Below are 14,911 nucleotides of genomic sequence, written 5' to 3' on the forward strand. Positions count from 1 at the left end.
ACGGGGAATAGGCTTGACCGCAACAGTCGCGGATTGCTGCATGGATGCGTGTTGAATGACCCGACTAAGGAGATCCTGCGATGAGCCAGTCACCGACTGCGGCGGTTCCGGACGATGACGAGCTTCCCGCCTTGAAAGGGAACATTTTGGTCGTCGACGACGAGGATTCGATCATCGGTTTGTTGGAGACGTTGCTGGGTCGGTTCGGCCACCAGGTTTCCGGACATACTTCGGCCGAATCGGCCCGCCGTTTTTGGGAAAAGAACCCGGGGTGGACCGATTTGGTGCTGACGGATTTGAACATGCCGAAAGAAAACGGGATCAACCTTCTCCGTGACCTTCTGGGGCGGGACGGTTCGATCGTCGGGATGGTGATCACCGGCTATCCGTCGATGGAGACCGTGGTCGAGGCGATGCGGGCCGGGGTGTTCGATTTTATCATCAAACCATTCGATCCCTCCGCCTTGTCGATGTCGTTGCAGCGAGGTCTCGCTCATCGCCGGGTGGTAAAAGAGAACCAGGCTTATCAAGCGCGCATGGAGAAGGTCGTGGAGGAAAGGACGGAGGCCTTGCGCGACGCGTTGCGCCAACTGGAAACCACCTCGCAATTTACTTTGGAAGCATTGGTGTCGATGTTGGAAGTTCGGGAAAAATCGACCGGGGCACATAGCAAGCGGGTAGCGGCGATCGCGGTGATCCTGGCCAAGGCCCTGGCGGTCGAAGGCGACGAATTGGAGACGATCCGGCGCGGGGCGTTTCTGCACGACATCGGAAAAGTGGCCATTCCCGACGCGATCCTGCAAAAACCAGCCCGCCTGGACGCGGAGGAATGGAGCGTGATGCAAACCCACGTCGAGACCGGTTATTCGATCCTGGCCAACAATCCGGACATTCGCGAGGTGGCGGAAATCGTGCGTTCTCATCACGAGCATTTTGACGGATCCGGTTACCCCAGAGGGTTGAAAGGAGACGAGATCTGTCTCGGCGCCCGGATTTTCGCGGTGGCCGACGCATATGATGCGATCCGGTTTCCCCGTCCATATTCCCCCGGGCGGTCCGCCGAGGCGACCTTGGCGGAGATCGTCCGGTGCCGGGGAACCCAGTTTGATCCGGCGGTTGTCGACGTCCTGGCCGGGTGTCAGCCCGAGATCGAGTCAGGCTGGGGAAGCGCCGACGCCACCGACCAAAAGCCGCGATCGCCGGAAGCGGGGAAATGAAGGCTTTAATCGCGGAAGATGATTCGGTGACCCGGGTCAGCCTGGAGCGATTGCTCGGGCGCTGGGGATTCGAGACTATTGCCGTCAAGGATGGTGAGGCCGCGCTGGCCGAGATGGAAAAACCGGAACCGCCCCGGTTGGTGCTTCTCGACTGGGTAATGCCCCGGGTCGACGGGTTGGAAGTCTGCCGGAGATTGCGCGCGAAGGATACTTCGGATCCGCCTTATATCATCTTTCTGACCGCGAAGGAGGCGGCGGGGGACATCGCTTGCGCCCTTGATTCGGGGGCTTCGGACTGCATCCGGAAACCATTCGATCGCGAGGAGTTGCTGGCGAGAATCCGGGCCGGCGAGAGGACTCTGCGGTTACAAGCGGAATTGAACGCCGCCCGGCGGGAAATGTCCCACTTGGCGATGTACGACCCGCTGACGGAAATCTACAACCGGAGAGCTGTAACGGAACGTCTGATACAAGAAATGGCCCGGGCCGCGAGATCGCGTGAACAACTCTGCGTCGGGATCGCCGACTTGGACGGTTTCAAACAGATCAACGACAACCGCGGCCATCGGGCGGGAGATCACGTTCTGAAAACCTTCGTGAAGACCGTTCAGGAGACCATTCGGACGTCGGATGTGGTCGGTCGCTGGGGTGGGGAGGAGTTTCTGATCTTGGCACCGAATGATCCAGAGGTTGGCACGAATACATTGTTTGAACGGATACGACGGCGGACCCGGGAGCTTTCCATCACCGATGGGGCGGACGAAATCCGCTTCACGGTAAGCATCGGGGTGGCCGTGGCAAGACGCGGGGAGTCGTCCGACTCGGTGATTCATCGGGCCGATGTCGCGCTTTATGAGGCGAAGCGTAACGGAAAGGACCAGGTCCGCTTCGCGTCTTTGGTGGAAGGGGAGGGCCCCGGCGAGATCACATCGCCATCTGCGTGAGATTCCACATCGGCAGGTAGATCGCCAGCGCGAAAAAACCGATCACGGCGATCAATAACACGATGAGAATCGGGCCGATTGAATCGGTCAGCTTTTTCATCGTGTGCTGGAGTTCCGTGTCGTAGTGCTCGGAAATATTGCGAAGCATTTCGTCCAACCGTCCCGTTTCCTCCCCGATCGCGACCATGCTGACGAGCAACGGAGGAAAATACCGCGCTTCCTTCAGGGGAATGGATATCCCTTTGCCCTCTTCCAGCGAACCCCGCAGGCGGGTAAACTGAGCGGAGATGGCGGCGTTTCCCATGCTTTGCGCCAAAATCTGGATTGACTCCAGAATCATGATACCGCTGGCGTGGAGGATGGCGAAAACACTGGCGAACCGGGTCATCGATGACTTGATCAGGACCGGGCCGATAATGGGCAGTTTGAGTAACAGGGCGTCCCGCCAGAGACGGACCGACGGCAACCGCAATAAGAGACGGGCACCTCCGAAAAGGGCGGCCGCAATTATCAGGATCATGATTCCGTAAGCACTCAGGATTTCGCTCAATTCCAGGCAGATCCGAGTAGGGAGCGGCAATACCAGTCCCGCTTTGCTGAAGTATCCGGAAAACGCTGGAATCACGAAACCAAGCATAACAACAAATGCGATGGCCAAAGCGCCGAGCACCATCAGCGGGTAACGCATCGCGCTCTTTACCTCGGCCTTCACTTCCGCCTCGTGTTCGATCAAAAAAACCAGCCGATCCATGGCGATCGGCAATGCCCCGCTTTTTTCTCCGGCGGCAACGACGGTTCGATAGAGCGGGGAAAATATTCGCGGATGTCGTTCCAGGGCGTCGGACAGACTGAGACCGTCTTGCACGTCGTTGCGGATGGCGCGCGAGAGAAGTCGGAGGCGAGGGTGGTCGGTTTGGGTTTGCAGGATCTCCAAGGCCTGGGTGATCGGGATGCCGACGCGGATCATTGTCACCAACTGTTTCGTGTAAAGAATCAAGTCCTGGGTTCCGATTCGCTTCCGGCTTGGCGTGGGCGAGGGTTTCGCGGACCGACCGAGGAGGCGAATCGCGACGGGGGAAAGGGTTTGGGCGAACAATTGCCGGTTGGCGTCATTTTCATCAACGGCGGCGATGTTGCCGTTCTGCAAACGCCCCTGGGGATCGACCGCCTGGTATTGATAAGTATTCATCGTTTTATGACATTAGCCGACGATGATCGAAGCAGCCTCCTCGGGCGTGGTCATCCCTGAGCGGATTTTCCGGGCCGCGTCTTCCTTGAGGAAACGGAAACCGGTGGCTCGTCGGGCCAGGGCGGCGATTTCGCTTTCCGGAAGATCGTTGAGGATCCCCTGCTGAACCGCTTCGCCGACGACGAGGATTTCGAAGATGCCGAGCCGGCCCCGGTATCCCGTATCACGACATTGAGGACAACCGCGGGCTCGGACGAATCGATCCTCCTCGGCGTTGGGGCGATCGATTTCCCAGAACGCGAGGACTTCGGGGGGCGGTTCCAATGGTTCGGCGCAATGCGGACAAACTCGTCGGACCAGTCGTTGCGCGATCACCGCCCGCAGGACTGATGTGACCAGAAATGGCTGGATGCCCATATCGCGGAGACGGGTGATGGTTCCGGCCGCGTCGTTGGTGTGCATGGTGCTGAGGACGAGGTGGCCGGTCAGGGCGGCCTGCATGGCGATGGCGCCGGTTTCCAGATCCCGGATTTCGCCAACCATGATGACGTCCGGATCCTGCCGCAAGATGGCCCGCAGGCTGCCGGCGAACGTCATTCCCGCCCGGGTGTTGAGTTCGACCTGGCGGATACGCTCCATCCGGAACTCCACCGGATCCTCGACGGTGATGATGTTGACGTCGGGTTGATTGAGGAGGGAAAGGATGGAGTAGAGGGTGGAGGTTTTGCCGCTGCCGGTGGGGCCGGTAGCGAGCATCAACCCATGGGGACGTTGGATGAATTCTTCCACCCGCTGCCGGTCGTCGGGCATGACACCGAGGTGGTCGAGCTTGTAGACCAGCGCGTTCATGTCGAGGAGGCGCAAGACGAGGTTCTCGCCGAAGATGGTCGGCAAGCTGGAAATCCGGACGTGGATTTCCCGTCCGCTGACCCGGGCGGTGAAACGGCCGTCCTGGGGAATCCGCGACACGGCGATATCCATGTGGCCCAGGATTTTTAAGCGGGAGACCACGGAATTCTGCATCGACTTCGGCCAAGCCGGAAGATCTTTCAGGACACCATCGACCCGGATCCGAACCCGAATATGTTTTTTCTCGGGGGAAATGTGAATGTCACTGGCCCCCTCCCAAACCGCTTGCACCAGAATCCAATTGACGTTGCGGACGGCGGTCTGGCCTTCTTCGGCATCCATCAACGTGCGGACCTGGGCTTCTTCGATGGTTTCCGGTTCATGAGCGTCGGCATCGAAGCCGTAATCGACTTCCTCGATTTCTTCGGAAACCCCGCCGCCGGACTTCGAGGCAAGTCCGTAGAGCATGCCGAGCAATTCATTGAACTGGGATTCGGTGCAGATGACCGGTTCGATTTCGGTCTGGATCTGTTCCTGGACGGCGTCCATCGCCAGGATATCCGTCGGATCGGGCATGGCCACGCGGAGGCGTCCGGCTTCCCGGCAGAGTGGAGCGACTTCCTGCCGGCGGGCGAGTTGGAGCGGGATCACTTTCGCCAATTCGTGGTCGACCGGGAAGCGCTCGGGCCGGTAAACCTCCACTCGCAGCTGTTCGCTCAACGCCTTGACGACATCGCTTTCGCGGACAATTCCCTCGCGAATCAGGAATTGGCCCAATTTCATTCCGGTCGGCCGTGGGCGGGCGATAGCCGCCTGCAGTCGGGCCTCGCTCAATAGGTTGGCCTGGACCAGCATTTCGCCGATTTTGCGCCTCCGGTTCATGGGCGGGTATCCTCCGAACGGGCATCGTTGGCCGGAGGTTGGGTGATCCGTTCCGGCAGAATGCGCGGCGTGATGAAGATGACGGTGTCGGTCAGCACATTGCGTTGGTTGGTGTTGCGGAAGAGCGGACCGAGCAGCGGGAGGTTTTTCAGAAACGGAATCCCCTCGACTTGATTGGAGGCGGTGTCGGTGGCGAGACCACCGATCACGGTGGTTTGTCCGTCGGCGAGATAAAGAGTGGTAGTGGCCATCCGGGTACTGATCGGCACCTGCAAGGTGCCATCGATCAGGACGGCCCGGGAATCGTCGAAATCGTCCTTGGTGGTGCGGATCAACAGTTTGATCCAGTTGCCGTCGATCACTTGCGGAGTGACCTCCAGGGTAAGCAAAGCCTTTTTGAACTCAACGGTCGGAGTGGCGGTGACGCCGGTGCCGGCGGCGGATTGGAAGGGACGTTCCTCACCGCTCTCGATCACCGCGGTCTGTTTGTCGAGCGTGGTGATCGACGGACTGGATACGATGCTCAGGCGACCTTCGCGCTGGAGGGCGCTGAGTTGTGCCTGGAGAAGCTGATGGCGGGAAAGACGTTCGATCCCGAAGGTGAAGCCGCCATCGGCGCCGTCGAACCGCGCCGGAAAATTGGAGTTGAACCCGGCGGGATTCGCGGAGGTGCCGATAGTGACGCGACCTCCGTCCGCGGCGTTGTGCAAGGCGCCCCATTGCATCCCGAGTTCGCGGGCGGTTTCGCTGTTGGCTTGGACGATGGTGGCTTCGATCAGGATCTGGAAGGCGGGTTGATCGAGTTGACGGGTCAAGGCGAGCGCCTCTCTCATCTGATTCGACGGAGCCCGGAGGATCAGCAGGCCGCTATCGCGGTCGGGGATCACCGAGAAAGTCGAAGCTTGTTCGCCGGTGCCGTTGGTGAGGCCGGACCGAATCGAGTTCGCGAGAGATTCCACATCGGCGTAACGGACGCGGTAGAGTTCCAATTGGAGAGGTTCCGCACGTTGGCGGTCCTCACGGGCGAGTTCGCGTTCGCGTAGCGCGCGTTCCAGGGCGCTTTGACGTTCGATGTCGTCTTGGCTCAAGACCCGCAGCAGGCCGTCGCGATACTCGTAATGCAAGCCGTGGGTGTCGACGATCATGGTGAACAACCGGCTCCAGGAAGTTTCGGCGGGAAGGTTGAGCAGGACCGGACCGGAAACGCCCCGACCGAGAATCAGGTTGATGTCAGCTCCGCGGGCCAACGCCCGGAGGACGACCGCCACGTCGGTTTCGCGGCCGAGATCGAGATTGCGGACCGGAATGTCGGGCAGTCGGTCGGATTCGGTGATGAGGGCGGAGGCTTCCGCGGACGGTTGCGGTGGCTTCGGAGTCCGGGGGCTATCGGCCGGAGCCGGGATCGATCCGGCCTGTTCGGCGGTTTCGCGGAGGGCTCGGATATGTTCGTCCCGGGCGTCGATCCGGGCTTGGTCGTTGACAGCGCAGCCGTTGCCCAACAAGAGGCCGGTCAGGAGGAGGAGAATGCCCGGCTTGGACGCAATCGTCGCTCGGATTATAGATTTGGATACAAAGGACATCGGCTAGGGAAGATGTTCGAGGGGAAGGAGCAAGGTTTCGCCGTTTTCACCGGAGCGGAGTTCCGCTGCTTCGGCCGTGATGCGGGTGATCTTGAAAGAACCGTCGCCGAACCAATCCCCCACGGCATAGTCGAGGCCATCGATGATGGCGAAGGAACGGCCGTTCACGTTCAGGTAACCGCTGAAGATCGGGCGACCATTGTTCTCCGTCGTTGGATCGGCGGCGGGTTCCGGTGGTGGCGGTGGGCGGACGATTTCGAATAAATCGGACCGCCATTCCTGGGAAAGGCGGTCGAGGATCCGTTCCTGGGCGGGATCGAGTTGGAGTGAAGCAAGGGTGGCCTGGCTTCGGGCGATGACCGCGGAAGCGTCGGTCAGGGACGCGGCTCCATCGCGACCAGGCGCGGGCGTACCGGCGTCGGCGGTCATGGTATAATCGATCGCGGCGCCAGCGATGGCGGCCGCGACCAATCCGACGATGATTTTTTCGCGTTTCGTCATGACACGGGCAATTGGATGATTATTTGCAATTCTTTGGTGCCGTCGGCCGAACGGAGGGTGAAGCCTTCGATGACCGTCTGATATTCCCAACCGAGGAGTTCTTCGAGAAACGAGCGGAACGCGGCGAATTCACCGACGACCCGGAGTTCCATACGGAGCGAAGAGTTGGCGGAGTGCCCGGGTTCGATCAGATGCCGGGCGGAAAGAAGGCGCACGGAGGCGGACTCGCTCATCGCTTCGAAGAGCGATGGAAGCCGGGGCAGATCGGACAACGGCAAATTCTGCGGTGACGTGGTTCGGATGGCTCGCGACCTCATTTCGGTTTGCCGGGCGGCGACGACGGCGGCGAGAGGTTTCAAGCTCTGCTGTTGTTGGTGGGCGAGTTCGAGATCGCGGATGGAGTCACGCAGATCGGCGACTTCCCGGGCATTGACGAGGATTCCTCCGAAGATCAGGACGGAGAGCCCGAGGATGGCGATAAAAAGCATGCCTCCAAATCCTCCGGCGAGATCCTGGTATTGACGGATGAGTTTCTTCATGACGATTCGGGTGCCCGCGACGGGACGAGGGAAAGTTCCAGGACGAAGCCTAGCGGAACTCCGAGGGCCGATCCCTGGCTCCTGGTTTCCCGTAAGGTGACGTCATGGAAAAGCGGTGACGCTTCCAAGCGACGTAGAAATAACGAAAGGTCGGCTTCGGGCGACGACGTGGTCGCGGAGACGGAACCGGACAGGCGGAGCCAGCGTTTCGCGCCACTCTGTCCGAGAGAAGCGGATACCTCGTGAAGGTGAATCGAAGCGGGGGTTATTTTGCTTAATTCGGCCAGGATCGCGACGGCCTGGAATTGATCAAGGGTGCGGGCGAGGCCGGTCAGGTCGGAGCGAAGTCCGGTGAGCCGGGCGTCGATCTCCGTCGGATCGATCCGTGGGCCGGCGGATTGAAGGCGGACTTCGGCTTGAGCGCGTTGCGATTGCAGGCGGGCGATTTCCCGGTGTTGCTGGGCGTAGAAGCCGCCGAGAATCAAGGCGACGGCGCAGAAACCGGCGAAGATGCGGGAGGCGATGCGGTGGTGCCGCCGTTCGCGTTGCCGGTCATTGAAGGTGCGGAGAAAGTCGGGCGTGCGGCCTTCGGCGGAGAGGGCGAGACCGAAGGCGGTGGCATAGGAGATCGGTTCGGCTGGGGTGGAGAACTCCGGCGGGGTGGCGTGGGTGGCGAACGGATCGAGTAGTTCGAGCGGGACGGAAATTTCGTCGCGGAGGTAATCGCAGCACCGGGGAGAGTCGGCGATCGCGCCGGCGAGGATGACTGATTGGACCGGATCGCGGTCGGGAAATTTGGTCCGGTGATACTCGACGGTTCGGTCGATTTGACGGGCGATCCGGACCAGGGCCGGTTGGGCGGCGGAGAAAACGTCGGCAGGATCGTAGGATGGGTCGGCCCATTCAGCGCGTCCGAGGCCGAGGACCATCCGAAGGGCATCGGCGTGGGTCGGCGCGGGATGGAGAGCGGAGGCGACCTCCGCGGCGACTTGGGTCAGGCCGATCGGAATGGCCCGGGTCAGGATTGACCGGTCGCCGGTCCAGATCCCGATCCGTGAACTTTGGGCGCCGACGTGGGAGAAGATGCGGGTTCCGCCCGCCGAAGGGCGCCACCCGGAACGATCGAAATTGCGCAACGCCCAAAGGGGCAAGGTAAGGCCGCTCAGGGAAAATCCGGCTTCCCTGAAAAGACGCTTCACGGTGTCGCGATCTTCGGCGGGCAGAAGGAAGGCGCTGACCGCCAGTTCCACTTTGCCGTTTTCGCCGAAACCGCGTTCGGTTTCGAAGTCGAAAACAGTGTCGAGATTCGAAAACGATTCTTCACGTTGCAGCGCCCAATAAACTCCTTGGGAGAGATGGGTCTCCTTGATCGGAGGCAAAGAGAGATGGTGAACCCGCACCCGATCGAGGGGAATTCCCGCCCAGATCTCCAGGTTCTTGGCATTGCCGGCCAAACGGGTCAGCCCGTTACGCAACGCTCCGGTCAACTCCGCTGAATCGAGGGAAGCGAATGGGGGGTAGGGTTCGGTGAGGACATTTTTGAAAACGCAATGGCCCCGCCCGGTCTGTTCCAGCAACACCATGCGAATCAAGTGGGGTTGGATTTCCACGCCGACGATCCGACGCGTCCGGCGGGAAGGCGGACGTTCGCGGGCGGCGAACCCGGCGGTCGGGTTCAGCTCGGCGGTGGGCTTGGCCGGACTGGAAACATTGGTTTTCAATAATAAAGTAGGATGGTTCATGGCAACCAATGTTCCTGGGCAAAATCGGCGATCACGAACCGGATGAGCGGATTCGACCCGATCGAGATCGGGCCGGCGACGGTGGCGAAACCGCCTACCGCAAAAAAGTGGGTGCCGACGCTGATTCCATTTCGGCTGAGCACGGTTCCCATCCACGTGGAATGATTGCCGACGGTCAAGGTGCTGTGGGTTTCGAAATAGACCCGGCGGGCCAAGGTTTTGGCGGTTTCCGCGGGGAGGGCATCGATGGCGGTGTAGTTGATTCCGTCGGTCGAAACCTGGACTTGGCCGGTGAAATTGATTTGTCCGGCGACAAACACCCCGATGGAGGGGCCGGTCGAGAGATCGAGTCGCAAGATGTTTCCGGGCTGGAAGGTATTGAAAACGTAGCAACCGGAGCCGTTGACGACGGCGCAATTGCCCGCCCGCAGGGTCACGATGGTGTTCCCCGACACGGAAAGGTTTCCGTAGACGCCGGGAGGGATCGGGTTGAGGCTCGGCGGCGGAACGGTTCCGGCGCTGAAGGTTTGCATTTGGGGCGGGGGAGGCGGAGGCGGGCAACCAGCGGGGGATTCGGGCAATCGGCGCGGGGGGGCGGAGCGGAAAACCGAACCGGGATTGTGGTCATTGCGGCTGCCTCCGGCGAAGGAATTGCCTCCGATGGTGGAGCCTCCTCCGAGAATGATGTTGTTTCCGGCATCGACCCGACCGCCGATCTGCGAGCCACTCAAGGTGACGTTCCAGCCGGACCGGATGTTTCCCTGAACCCGGCCGCTCACCACGGAGACACTTCCTCCGGCGTGGACGTCCCCGCCGACATGGACGTCGGAATTTTGCAGCTCGACGTTTCCGGTGGCGAAGATCGAACCCATTACGGTAGTTCCGCCGGAGAGAGTGACGTTACCGAAAGCATATATGTTTCCGCCGATGATCGCGTTCGGTTGGGTGTGGACATAGCCGTTGGCGGCGCAGACGTAACCTCCGACGACCGTCCGCGGGTGCAGGGAGACCGAGGTGGTGGAAATGACATTTTCGGTGATCTCGGACCCGGGAGAGGTGTTGACCGAATAACCGAAAATGCTGCCTTCGACGGTCGCGCCGGAGGGAAGGAGAAATCCGGAACCGCCGGTGCCTCCGGTATAGACCACGTAATCGTCCGGAGTTTCTCCCGGAATCGGCGGCGGGGCTTCCTCGCAATCGGGCAATGTTCCGAAAACCTTGGCGCGGGCTTCGAGCGGGGTGCCGGGAAAGATAATTGCGGTGACGGCGAACCCGGCATTGGCGGGAAGCGGTTCGATGAGGAGGATTTCGCCGGAGAGAAGGGTGATGGTCTGGGGCTCGGACCAGGAACCTTCGGCGCAAAAACGGGCTTGGGCGAAGCGGAGACCGGATTCCGCGAGAAACTGGGCGCGGTTGCTGGAATTGGCCGTGAGGAGGGTGTGGCTGGAAGAGACTTGCAGACCGATCATTCCCGCGCCCAGAGCCCCGACCGCCACCATGGCGACGACCAAATAGAGCAAAACCGATCCATCGTCCCGGTGAATACTTCGGACTGGAAGGCGGTCAGATGTCATCGCGAAGATGGAGCCGAGTCCGGTAAGGCGTTGGGTTGGGCGGGTTTCGCCATGTGATTTCGAGGCGGTTGTCCCCGGGTTGGAAACTAAGGGAAAAATGGTCGACCCGGTCGATCAGTGGATTTCCGTTGAGGACGAGCTCGTGAGAAGCGGAGTTCCAGGTAAGGGTCTGGGGTCCCTCGCCGACGCGGGCAGGGTGACGGGAGGTCCAACTGATTCCCTGGCCGTCGGAAGCGATGCTGACGGAAGCGGGTTGAGCCCAAGTGAAATCTTTGACGATCCGGGCCAGGGCGATCTCGGCCTTTTGGTTGGCGGCGGCGGCTTCGCGTTCGACGGTGAAACGTTGGATGACCGGAGCGAGCATCATCCCGGCGAGGGCTCCGGTGACACCGAGCAGGACCAGGACGGCGATGGTCTCGATTAAGGTGAATCCCTTCTTCATGACGGTTGGCGGGTGAAGAGGAAGGTTAGTTCATGGCCAACCGAATGACGGAGGGTGACCCGGAGGTGGTCCGCCGGTGTCTCGGTGGCGGGAGATTCGACGATTGATTGCGCCGGACCTGGATCGAAACGGATCCAAAAACTCTCGATCACGTCGATACTCGATTCAGCTTGATAATAGTCGGCGATCAACGCGGGCAGATTGTCGAACTGTTCCCGGTAAACTGTGGCGGCCAAGTGTATCCAGTTTTCCATTTCGGACCGGAGTTCATGGGCAGCGTTCAATTGTCGGGCGGCGGCGACATTTTCCCGGATTCCCGCTCCCCAGACGGGAAGGAGGAGGGCGGCCAGGATAGCGACCATCGCAAGGCCGGCCACCATTTCAAGAAGGGTGAAGGCACGGGGGGAAGCGATGGAGCCGAAACGTGTCATCGGACGAATCCAGTGTTGGCGAAAAGGGTGATCGAGCGACTCTGGGTGCCGTCGGTGAGAGTGAGCGTGAGATCTGTTTGGAGCGGCGCTCCGTTCCCGGCGATTGGCCGTCCCCAGGGATCGAATCGGATTTCGGTCGGGGGCGACACCAAGGTAACCGGATGGCGGAGGCTGCGAAGGCCCTCGGATTCGCCGGGGAGAAGGACGGGGGTTCCATCGATTCGACGGACCTGGTAGGAGGCGGGGGTGACGAATTCCAAGCGCCATGGTTCGATGTCGGCAAGGGCTCGGCTTTGAGCGTAGCGAAGGTGGGAGGCCAACATGTCGGTCTCGGCCGCGAGTCGGGCGGACGGCCGGGAAAGCGAGTTCACCGCGACCGCCGCCAGCACTCCCAGCAAGACCAGCGTCCCCACGATTTCGATTAGGGTGAAGGCCCGGGTGGTGAAGTAGCTTCTGGGGATGACCATGGTTGGGAGGTAGCGGCTTGAATCGCTCGGATACGAAAAGGATCCCAAGCGGACAGCCACTTGGGATCCTTCAAACTTATCGAGTCAGTGGCTTTGAATCGACTCTCAGGACACGGTTAACGGGTCCATCGACCCGGGCGTTCATTTGTTGGCACTACCCGCGTCACGGTTTGCGCAGTACCCGATTGAAAGCTGATCGTCCACACCCCGTCGGTTTCGGTCACAGCGTAATCCGGTCCCAGCGATCCCGTGCCAGCCGCGTTCACAGACGCGACAATCGCGGCGAGGGCGGCGGCGTCCAGGGAGGCTCCTGTCTTGATCATTTGCTCGGCCCAAGCGAGGGACTCGCGCCCATTTAGTTCGGCCACCGCCGCGTCGACCGCGCGTTCGCTGGCGGCCTCCGTCAAGTCCATGTATTTCGGCACCGCCACGGCGGCCAGGATTCCCAGTAAGACCAGGACGGCGATAATTTCGATCAGCGTGAAACCGCTTTTGGAGTTCATTGAATGTTTCATTACGTTTGTTCTATAACTTCTGCGTTAAGGAGCACTGGCGTTCCCTGAGACGAGAACTTCGAGTTCTTTTCATCAGGTTGAGTTCCAGAAATAACGGGTAAAAAAACGGGTCAATGTAAAAAGAATATTATAAACCCTAATGGTTCTGGGGTGTTTTCCTTAGCCGGATTCGGGAGATTGGGCTGTGTGGGCTAAGTGGGAAGCAAGTCGTTTGGTTCCTTTGCAACCGGCTTTTTAAGCCAATCCGACGGTGGAAGAGACGGCGAACGATTGTCGGGCATCCGTTTCGATCCGGAGAGTCTTCCAGTCGGACTTAGGAGTTTATGAGTCGCGGATTCCCCCCGGCTTCGAAAGAAAAACTTATAAGGGATTCGAAGTTTCGGGCCGACTTTCGAGGAAAGATTTGAGTACGGAGGGACGGTTCGCCGCTCTGAAAGCGGCTTCCTCGGTGAGAACGTCAGCGCGGACCTTGTCGGCGAGTGAACGTTCCAAGGTGCGCATTCCGTGGGCGGCGCCGGAGCTCATCGCACTGTAGATCTGGTTGGTGTGCTGTTCGCGGATGAGGTTGCGGACCGCTGGGGTCGCGAGAAGGATTTCGCGAGCCGCCACCCGCCCGGGGCCGTCGCAACGCGGCAGGAGGACTTGGGAGACAATCGCTTGGAGAACGCCCGAGAGCTGGCTCCGGACCATGAATTGTTGGGCGGGAGGAAAGACGTCGATGATCCGGTCGACGGTCTGGGAGGCGTCGGTGGTGTGCAAGGTCGAGAAAACCAAATGTCCGGTTTCACTGGCGGTGAGGGCGAGTTGGATCGTTTCGAGATCGCGCATTTCGCCGATAAGAATCACATCGGGATCGGCCCGGAGAGCGGATTTCAGCGCGGGGGCGAAAGCGTGGGTGTGGCTGTGGAGTTCGCGCTGGGTGATGTCGCATTGACTCGGCTGATACACGTATTCGATCGGATCCTCGATGGTGAGGATATGCCGAGGGTAACGGCGATTGATCGATTCGACGAGGCAGGCGAGGGTGGTCGATTTCCCGGATCCGGTCGGCCCGGTGATGAGGACCAGTCCGCGAGGAAGGTCGGCGAGTCGGCGGATCGAAGGCTCCAGATCGAGTTCGTCGGCCGACGGAATGTTTTCGGAGATTAGACGGAAAACGCCCCCCCAGCCGCCGAGTTGGTCCTGGATATTGGCTCGCAATCGAATGATCGGCTCTCCTTCGAGGGAATCGATCCGAAGGGCGCAATCGAGTTCGCGGTCGCGTTCGAGCTTTTTGATTTGGTTGGCGTCGAGGGCGGAAAACAGGAGACGTTGGGTTTCGTTTTCAGTCAGAACTGGAAAGTCGGAATGCTGGGGGACGATGTCGCCGTCGATCCGGAATGAGGGCGGCCGGCCGGGATGGATGTGGACGTCGGAGGCCCTGCGGGAGAGGGCGAGGCGGATGATGGTGCGCAGCTCCATGATGGAGACAAGCTGATGCCGCCTCGAGGCGGAAGTGTCAAGGCTGGGCGTTTTTCCTCGCGTCGCGAAGTCCAGCCCTCCACCGTCTCGCCGCCGGGATTGCGCACATCATCGATCAAGGCGCTTTCGATCTCGTCGAGTGTCGTCAACTCGTCCCCACACTTCTGGTCACCCCCGTCTGCTGCGATTCCGCAGCATCGATTTTTCGCTCGTTGACCTCGCTGTGATTTTCCCGGATGGGGGAGAATTGAACCGCAGATTTCGCGGATAGGCGCAGATGGGGGAGGCGGTTTAATGGCCGCCTCGTTCGGTTTCCTGTAGGAGCTTTGCCAGATCCACTTCTAATGCGTCACAGATCTTCAGAAGAGAGTAAAGGGTCGGGCTGGTCTTCAAGCTTTCGATGTGACGAAGTCCGGTTCGGCTTATCCCCGCCAATTCGCTTAATCTTTGTTGCGAGATACCCTGAGCGTCCCGCAAGTCTCGTAGACGCTGACAAATTGCCTTCACTTGGAGTTGTGCCGGATCGACCTTCACCTGGCCGATCTAAACAAGATTTATTAGCAACGACACATGGCCAT

Annotated in this window: 15 protein-coding genes; 2 read left to right on the forward strand and 13 right to left on the reverse strand. The window is 60.3% G+C overall.

Features of this window, described 5'->3' with window-relative positions; genetic code table 11:
* The first annotated feature begins 80 nt into the window (after nucleotides 1-80).
* Both ACWUI2_RS20895 and ACWUI2_RS20900 read left to right on the forward strand, forming a co-directional pair.
* Complete coding sequence (locus tag ACWUI2_RS20895) at nucleotides 81-1,217, forward strand: HD domain-containing phosphohydrolase (RefSeq protein WP_486984786.1); 1,137 nt, start codon at nucleotides 81-83, stop codon at nucleotides 1,215-1,217.
* Nucleotides 1,214-2,161 carry a GGDEF domain-containing response regulator gene (locus ACWUI2_RS20900; protein ID WP_486984787.1) on the forward strand — a complete coding sequence of 316 codons (948 nt, stop codon included), beginning with the start codon at nucleotides 1,214-1,216 and terminating at the stop codon, nucleotides 2,159-2,161. Before ACWUI2_RS20895 ends, ACWUI2_RS20900 begins: the two co-directional genes overlap by 4 nt.
* Here the strand turns inward: ACWUI2_RS20900 and ACWUI2_RS20905 are convergent.
* The 13 genes from ACWUI2_RS20905 to ACWUI2_RS20965 all read right to left on the reverse strand — a co-directional run bounded on the left by ACWUI2_RS20905 (nucleotide 2,142) and on the right by ACWUI2_RS20965 (nucleotide 14,867).
* The gene (locus tag ACWUI2_RS20905) at nucleotides 2,142-3,350 is read right to left on the reverse strand and encodes a type II secretion system F family protein (protein ID WP_486984788.1); all 1,209 of its coding nucleotides are present in this window, start codon (nucleotides 3,348-3,350) and stop codon (nucleotides 2,142-2,144) included. The two genes, ACWUI2_RS20900 and ACWUI2_RS20905, sit on opposite strands and share 20 nt — an antisense overlap.
* A 12-nt stretch (nucleotides 3,351-3,362) precedes the next feature.
* Complete coding sequence (locus ACWUI2_RS20910) at nucleotides 3,363-5,081, reverse strand: GspE/PulE family protein (protein WP_486984789.1); 1,719 nt, start codon at nucleotides 5,079-5,081, stop codon at nucleotides 3,363-3,365.
* Complete coding sequence (locus tag ACWUI2_RS20915; RefSeq protein ID WP_486984790.1) at nucleotides 5,078-6,661, reverse strand: secretin N-terminal domain-containing protein; 1,584 nt, start codon at nucleotides 6,659-6,661, stop codon at nucleotides 5,078-5,080. The genes ACWUI2_RS20910 and ACWUI2_RS20915 overlap by 4 nt, the downstream gene beginning before the upstream one ends.
* 3 nt (nucleotides 6,662-6,664) lie before the next feature.
* A complete protein-coding gene (locus ACWUI2_RS20920; RefSeq protein WP_486984791.1) occupies nucleotides 6,665-7,162 on the reverse strand; it encodes a hypothetical protein in 498 nt (165 codons plus the stop codon).
* On the reverse strand, nucleotides 7,159-7,701 hold the full coding sequence (locus ACWUI2_RS20925) for a hypothetical protein (protein ID WP_486984792.1): 543 nt from the start codon (nucleotides 7,699-7,701) through the stop codon (nucleotides 7,159-7,161). The genes ACWUI2_RS20920 and ACWUI2_RS20925 overlap by 4 nt, the downstream gene beginning before the upstream one ends.
* Entirely contained in the window at nucleotides 7,698-8,186 is a 489-nt protein-coding gene (locus ACWUI2_RS20930; protein ID WP_486985085.1) for a PilN domain-containing protein, read from the reverse strand. Before ACWUI2_RS20930 ends, ACWUI2_RS20925 begins: the two co-directional genes overlap by 4 nt.
* 1,253 nt (nucleotides 8,187-9,439) lie before the next feature.
* Nucleotides 9,440-11,017 carry a bactofilin family protein gene (locus ACWUI2_RS20935; RefSeq protein ID WP_486984793.1) on the reverse strand — a complete coding sequence of 526 codons (1,578 nt, stop codon included), beginning with the start codon at nucleotides 11,015-11,017 and terminating at the stop codon, nucleotides 9,440-9,442.
* Nucleotides 11,007-11,459, reverse strand: coding sequence for a prepilin-type N-terminal cleavage/methylation domain-containing protein (locus ACWUI2_RS20940; RefSeq protein WP_486984794.1), 453 nt, complete (start codon nucleotides 11,457-11,459; stop codon nucleotides 11,007-11,009). Before ACWUI2_RS20940 ends, ACWUI2_RS20935 begins: the two co-directional genes overlap by 11 nt.
* Entirely contained in the window at nucleotides 11,456-11,890 is a 435-nt protein-coding gene (locus ACWUI2_RS20945) for a type II secretion system protein (RefSeq protein ID WP_486984795.1), read from the reverse strand. Before ACWUI2_RS20945 ends, ACWUI2_RS20940 begins: the two co-directional genes overlap by 4 nt.
* Nucleotides 11,887-12,357, reverse strand: a complete 471-nt coding sequence (locus ACWUI2_RS20950) for a pilus assembly FimT family protein (RefSeq protein ID WP_486984796.1) — start codon at nucleotides 12,355-12,357, stop codon at nucleotides 11,887-11,889. Before ACWUI2_RS20950 ends, ACWUI2_RS20945 begins: the two co-directional genes overlap by 4 nt.
* A gap of 116 nt (nucleotides 12,358-12,473) precedes the next feature.
* Nucleotides 12,474-12,860 (reverse strand): prepilin-type N-terminal cleavage/methylation domain-containing protein, encoded by a 387-nt coding sequence (locus ACWUI2_RS20955; protein ID WP_486984797.1) that lies wholly within the window; start codon nucleotides 12,858-12,860, stop codon nucleotides 12,474-12,476.
* A gap of 372 nt (nucleotides 12,861-13,232) precedes the next feature.
* Nucleotides 13,233-14,333: a type IV pilus twitching motility protein PilT gene (locus tag ACWUI2_RS20960; protein ID WP_486984798.1), complete on the reverse strand. Its 1,101-nt coding sequence runs from the start codon at nucleotides 14,331-14,333 to the stop codon at nucleotides 13,233-13,235.
* Between the two features lie 291 nt (nucleotides 14,334-14,624).
* Nucleotides 14,625-14,867 carry a helix-turn-helix domain-containing protein gene (locus ACWUI2_RS20965; RefSeq protein WP_486984799.1) on the reverse strand — a complete coding sequence of 81 codons (243 nt, stop codon included), beginning with the start codon at nucleotides 14,865-14,867 and terminating at the stop codon, nucleotides 14,625-14,627.
* Nucleotides 14,868-14,911: the final 44 nt, after the last annotated feature.

Source organism: Verruconatronum alginivorum (assembly GCF_056590205.1).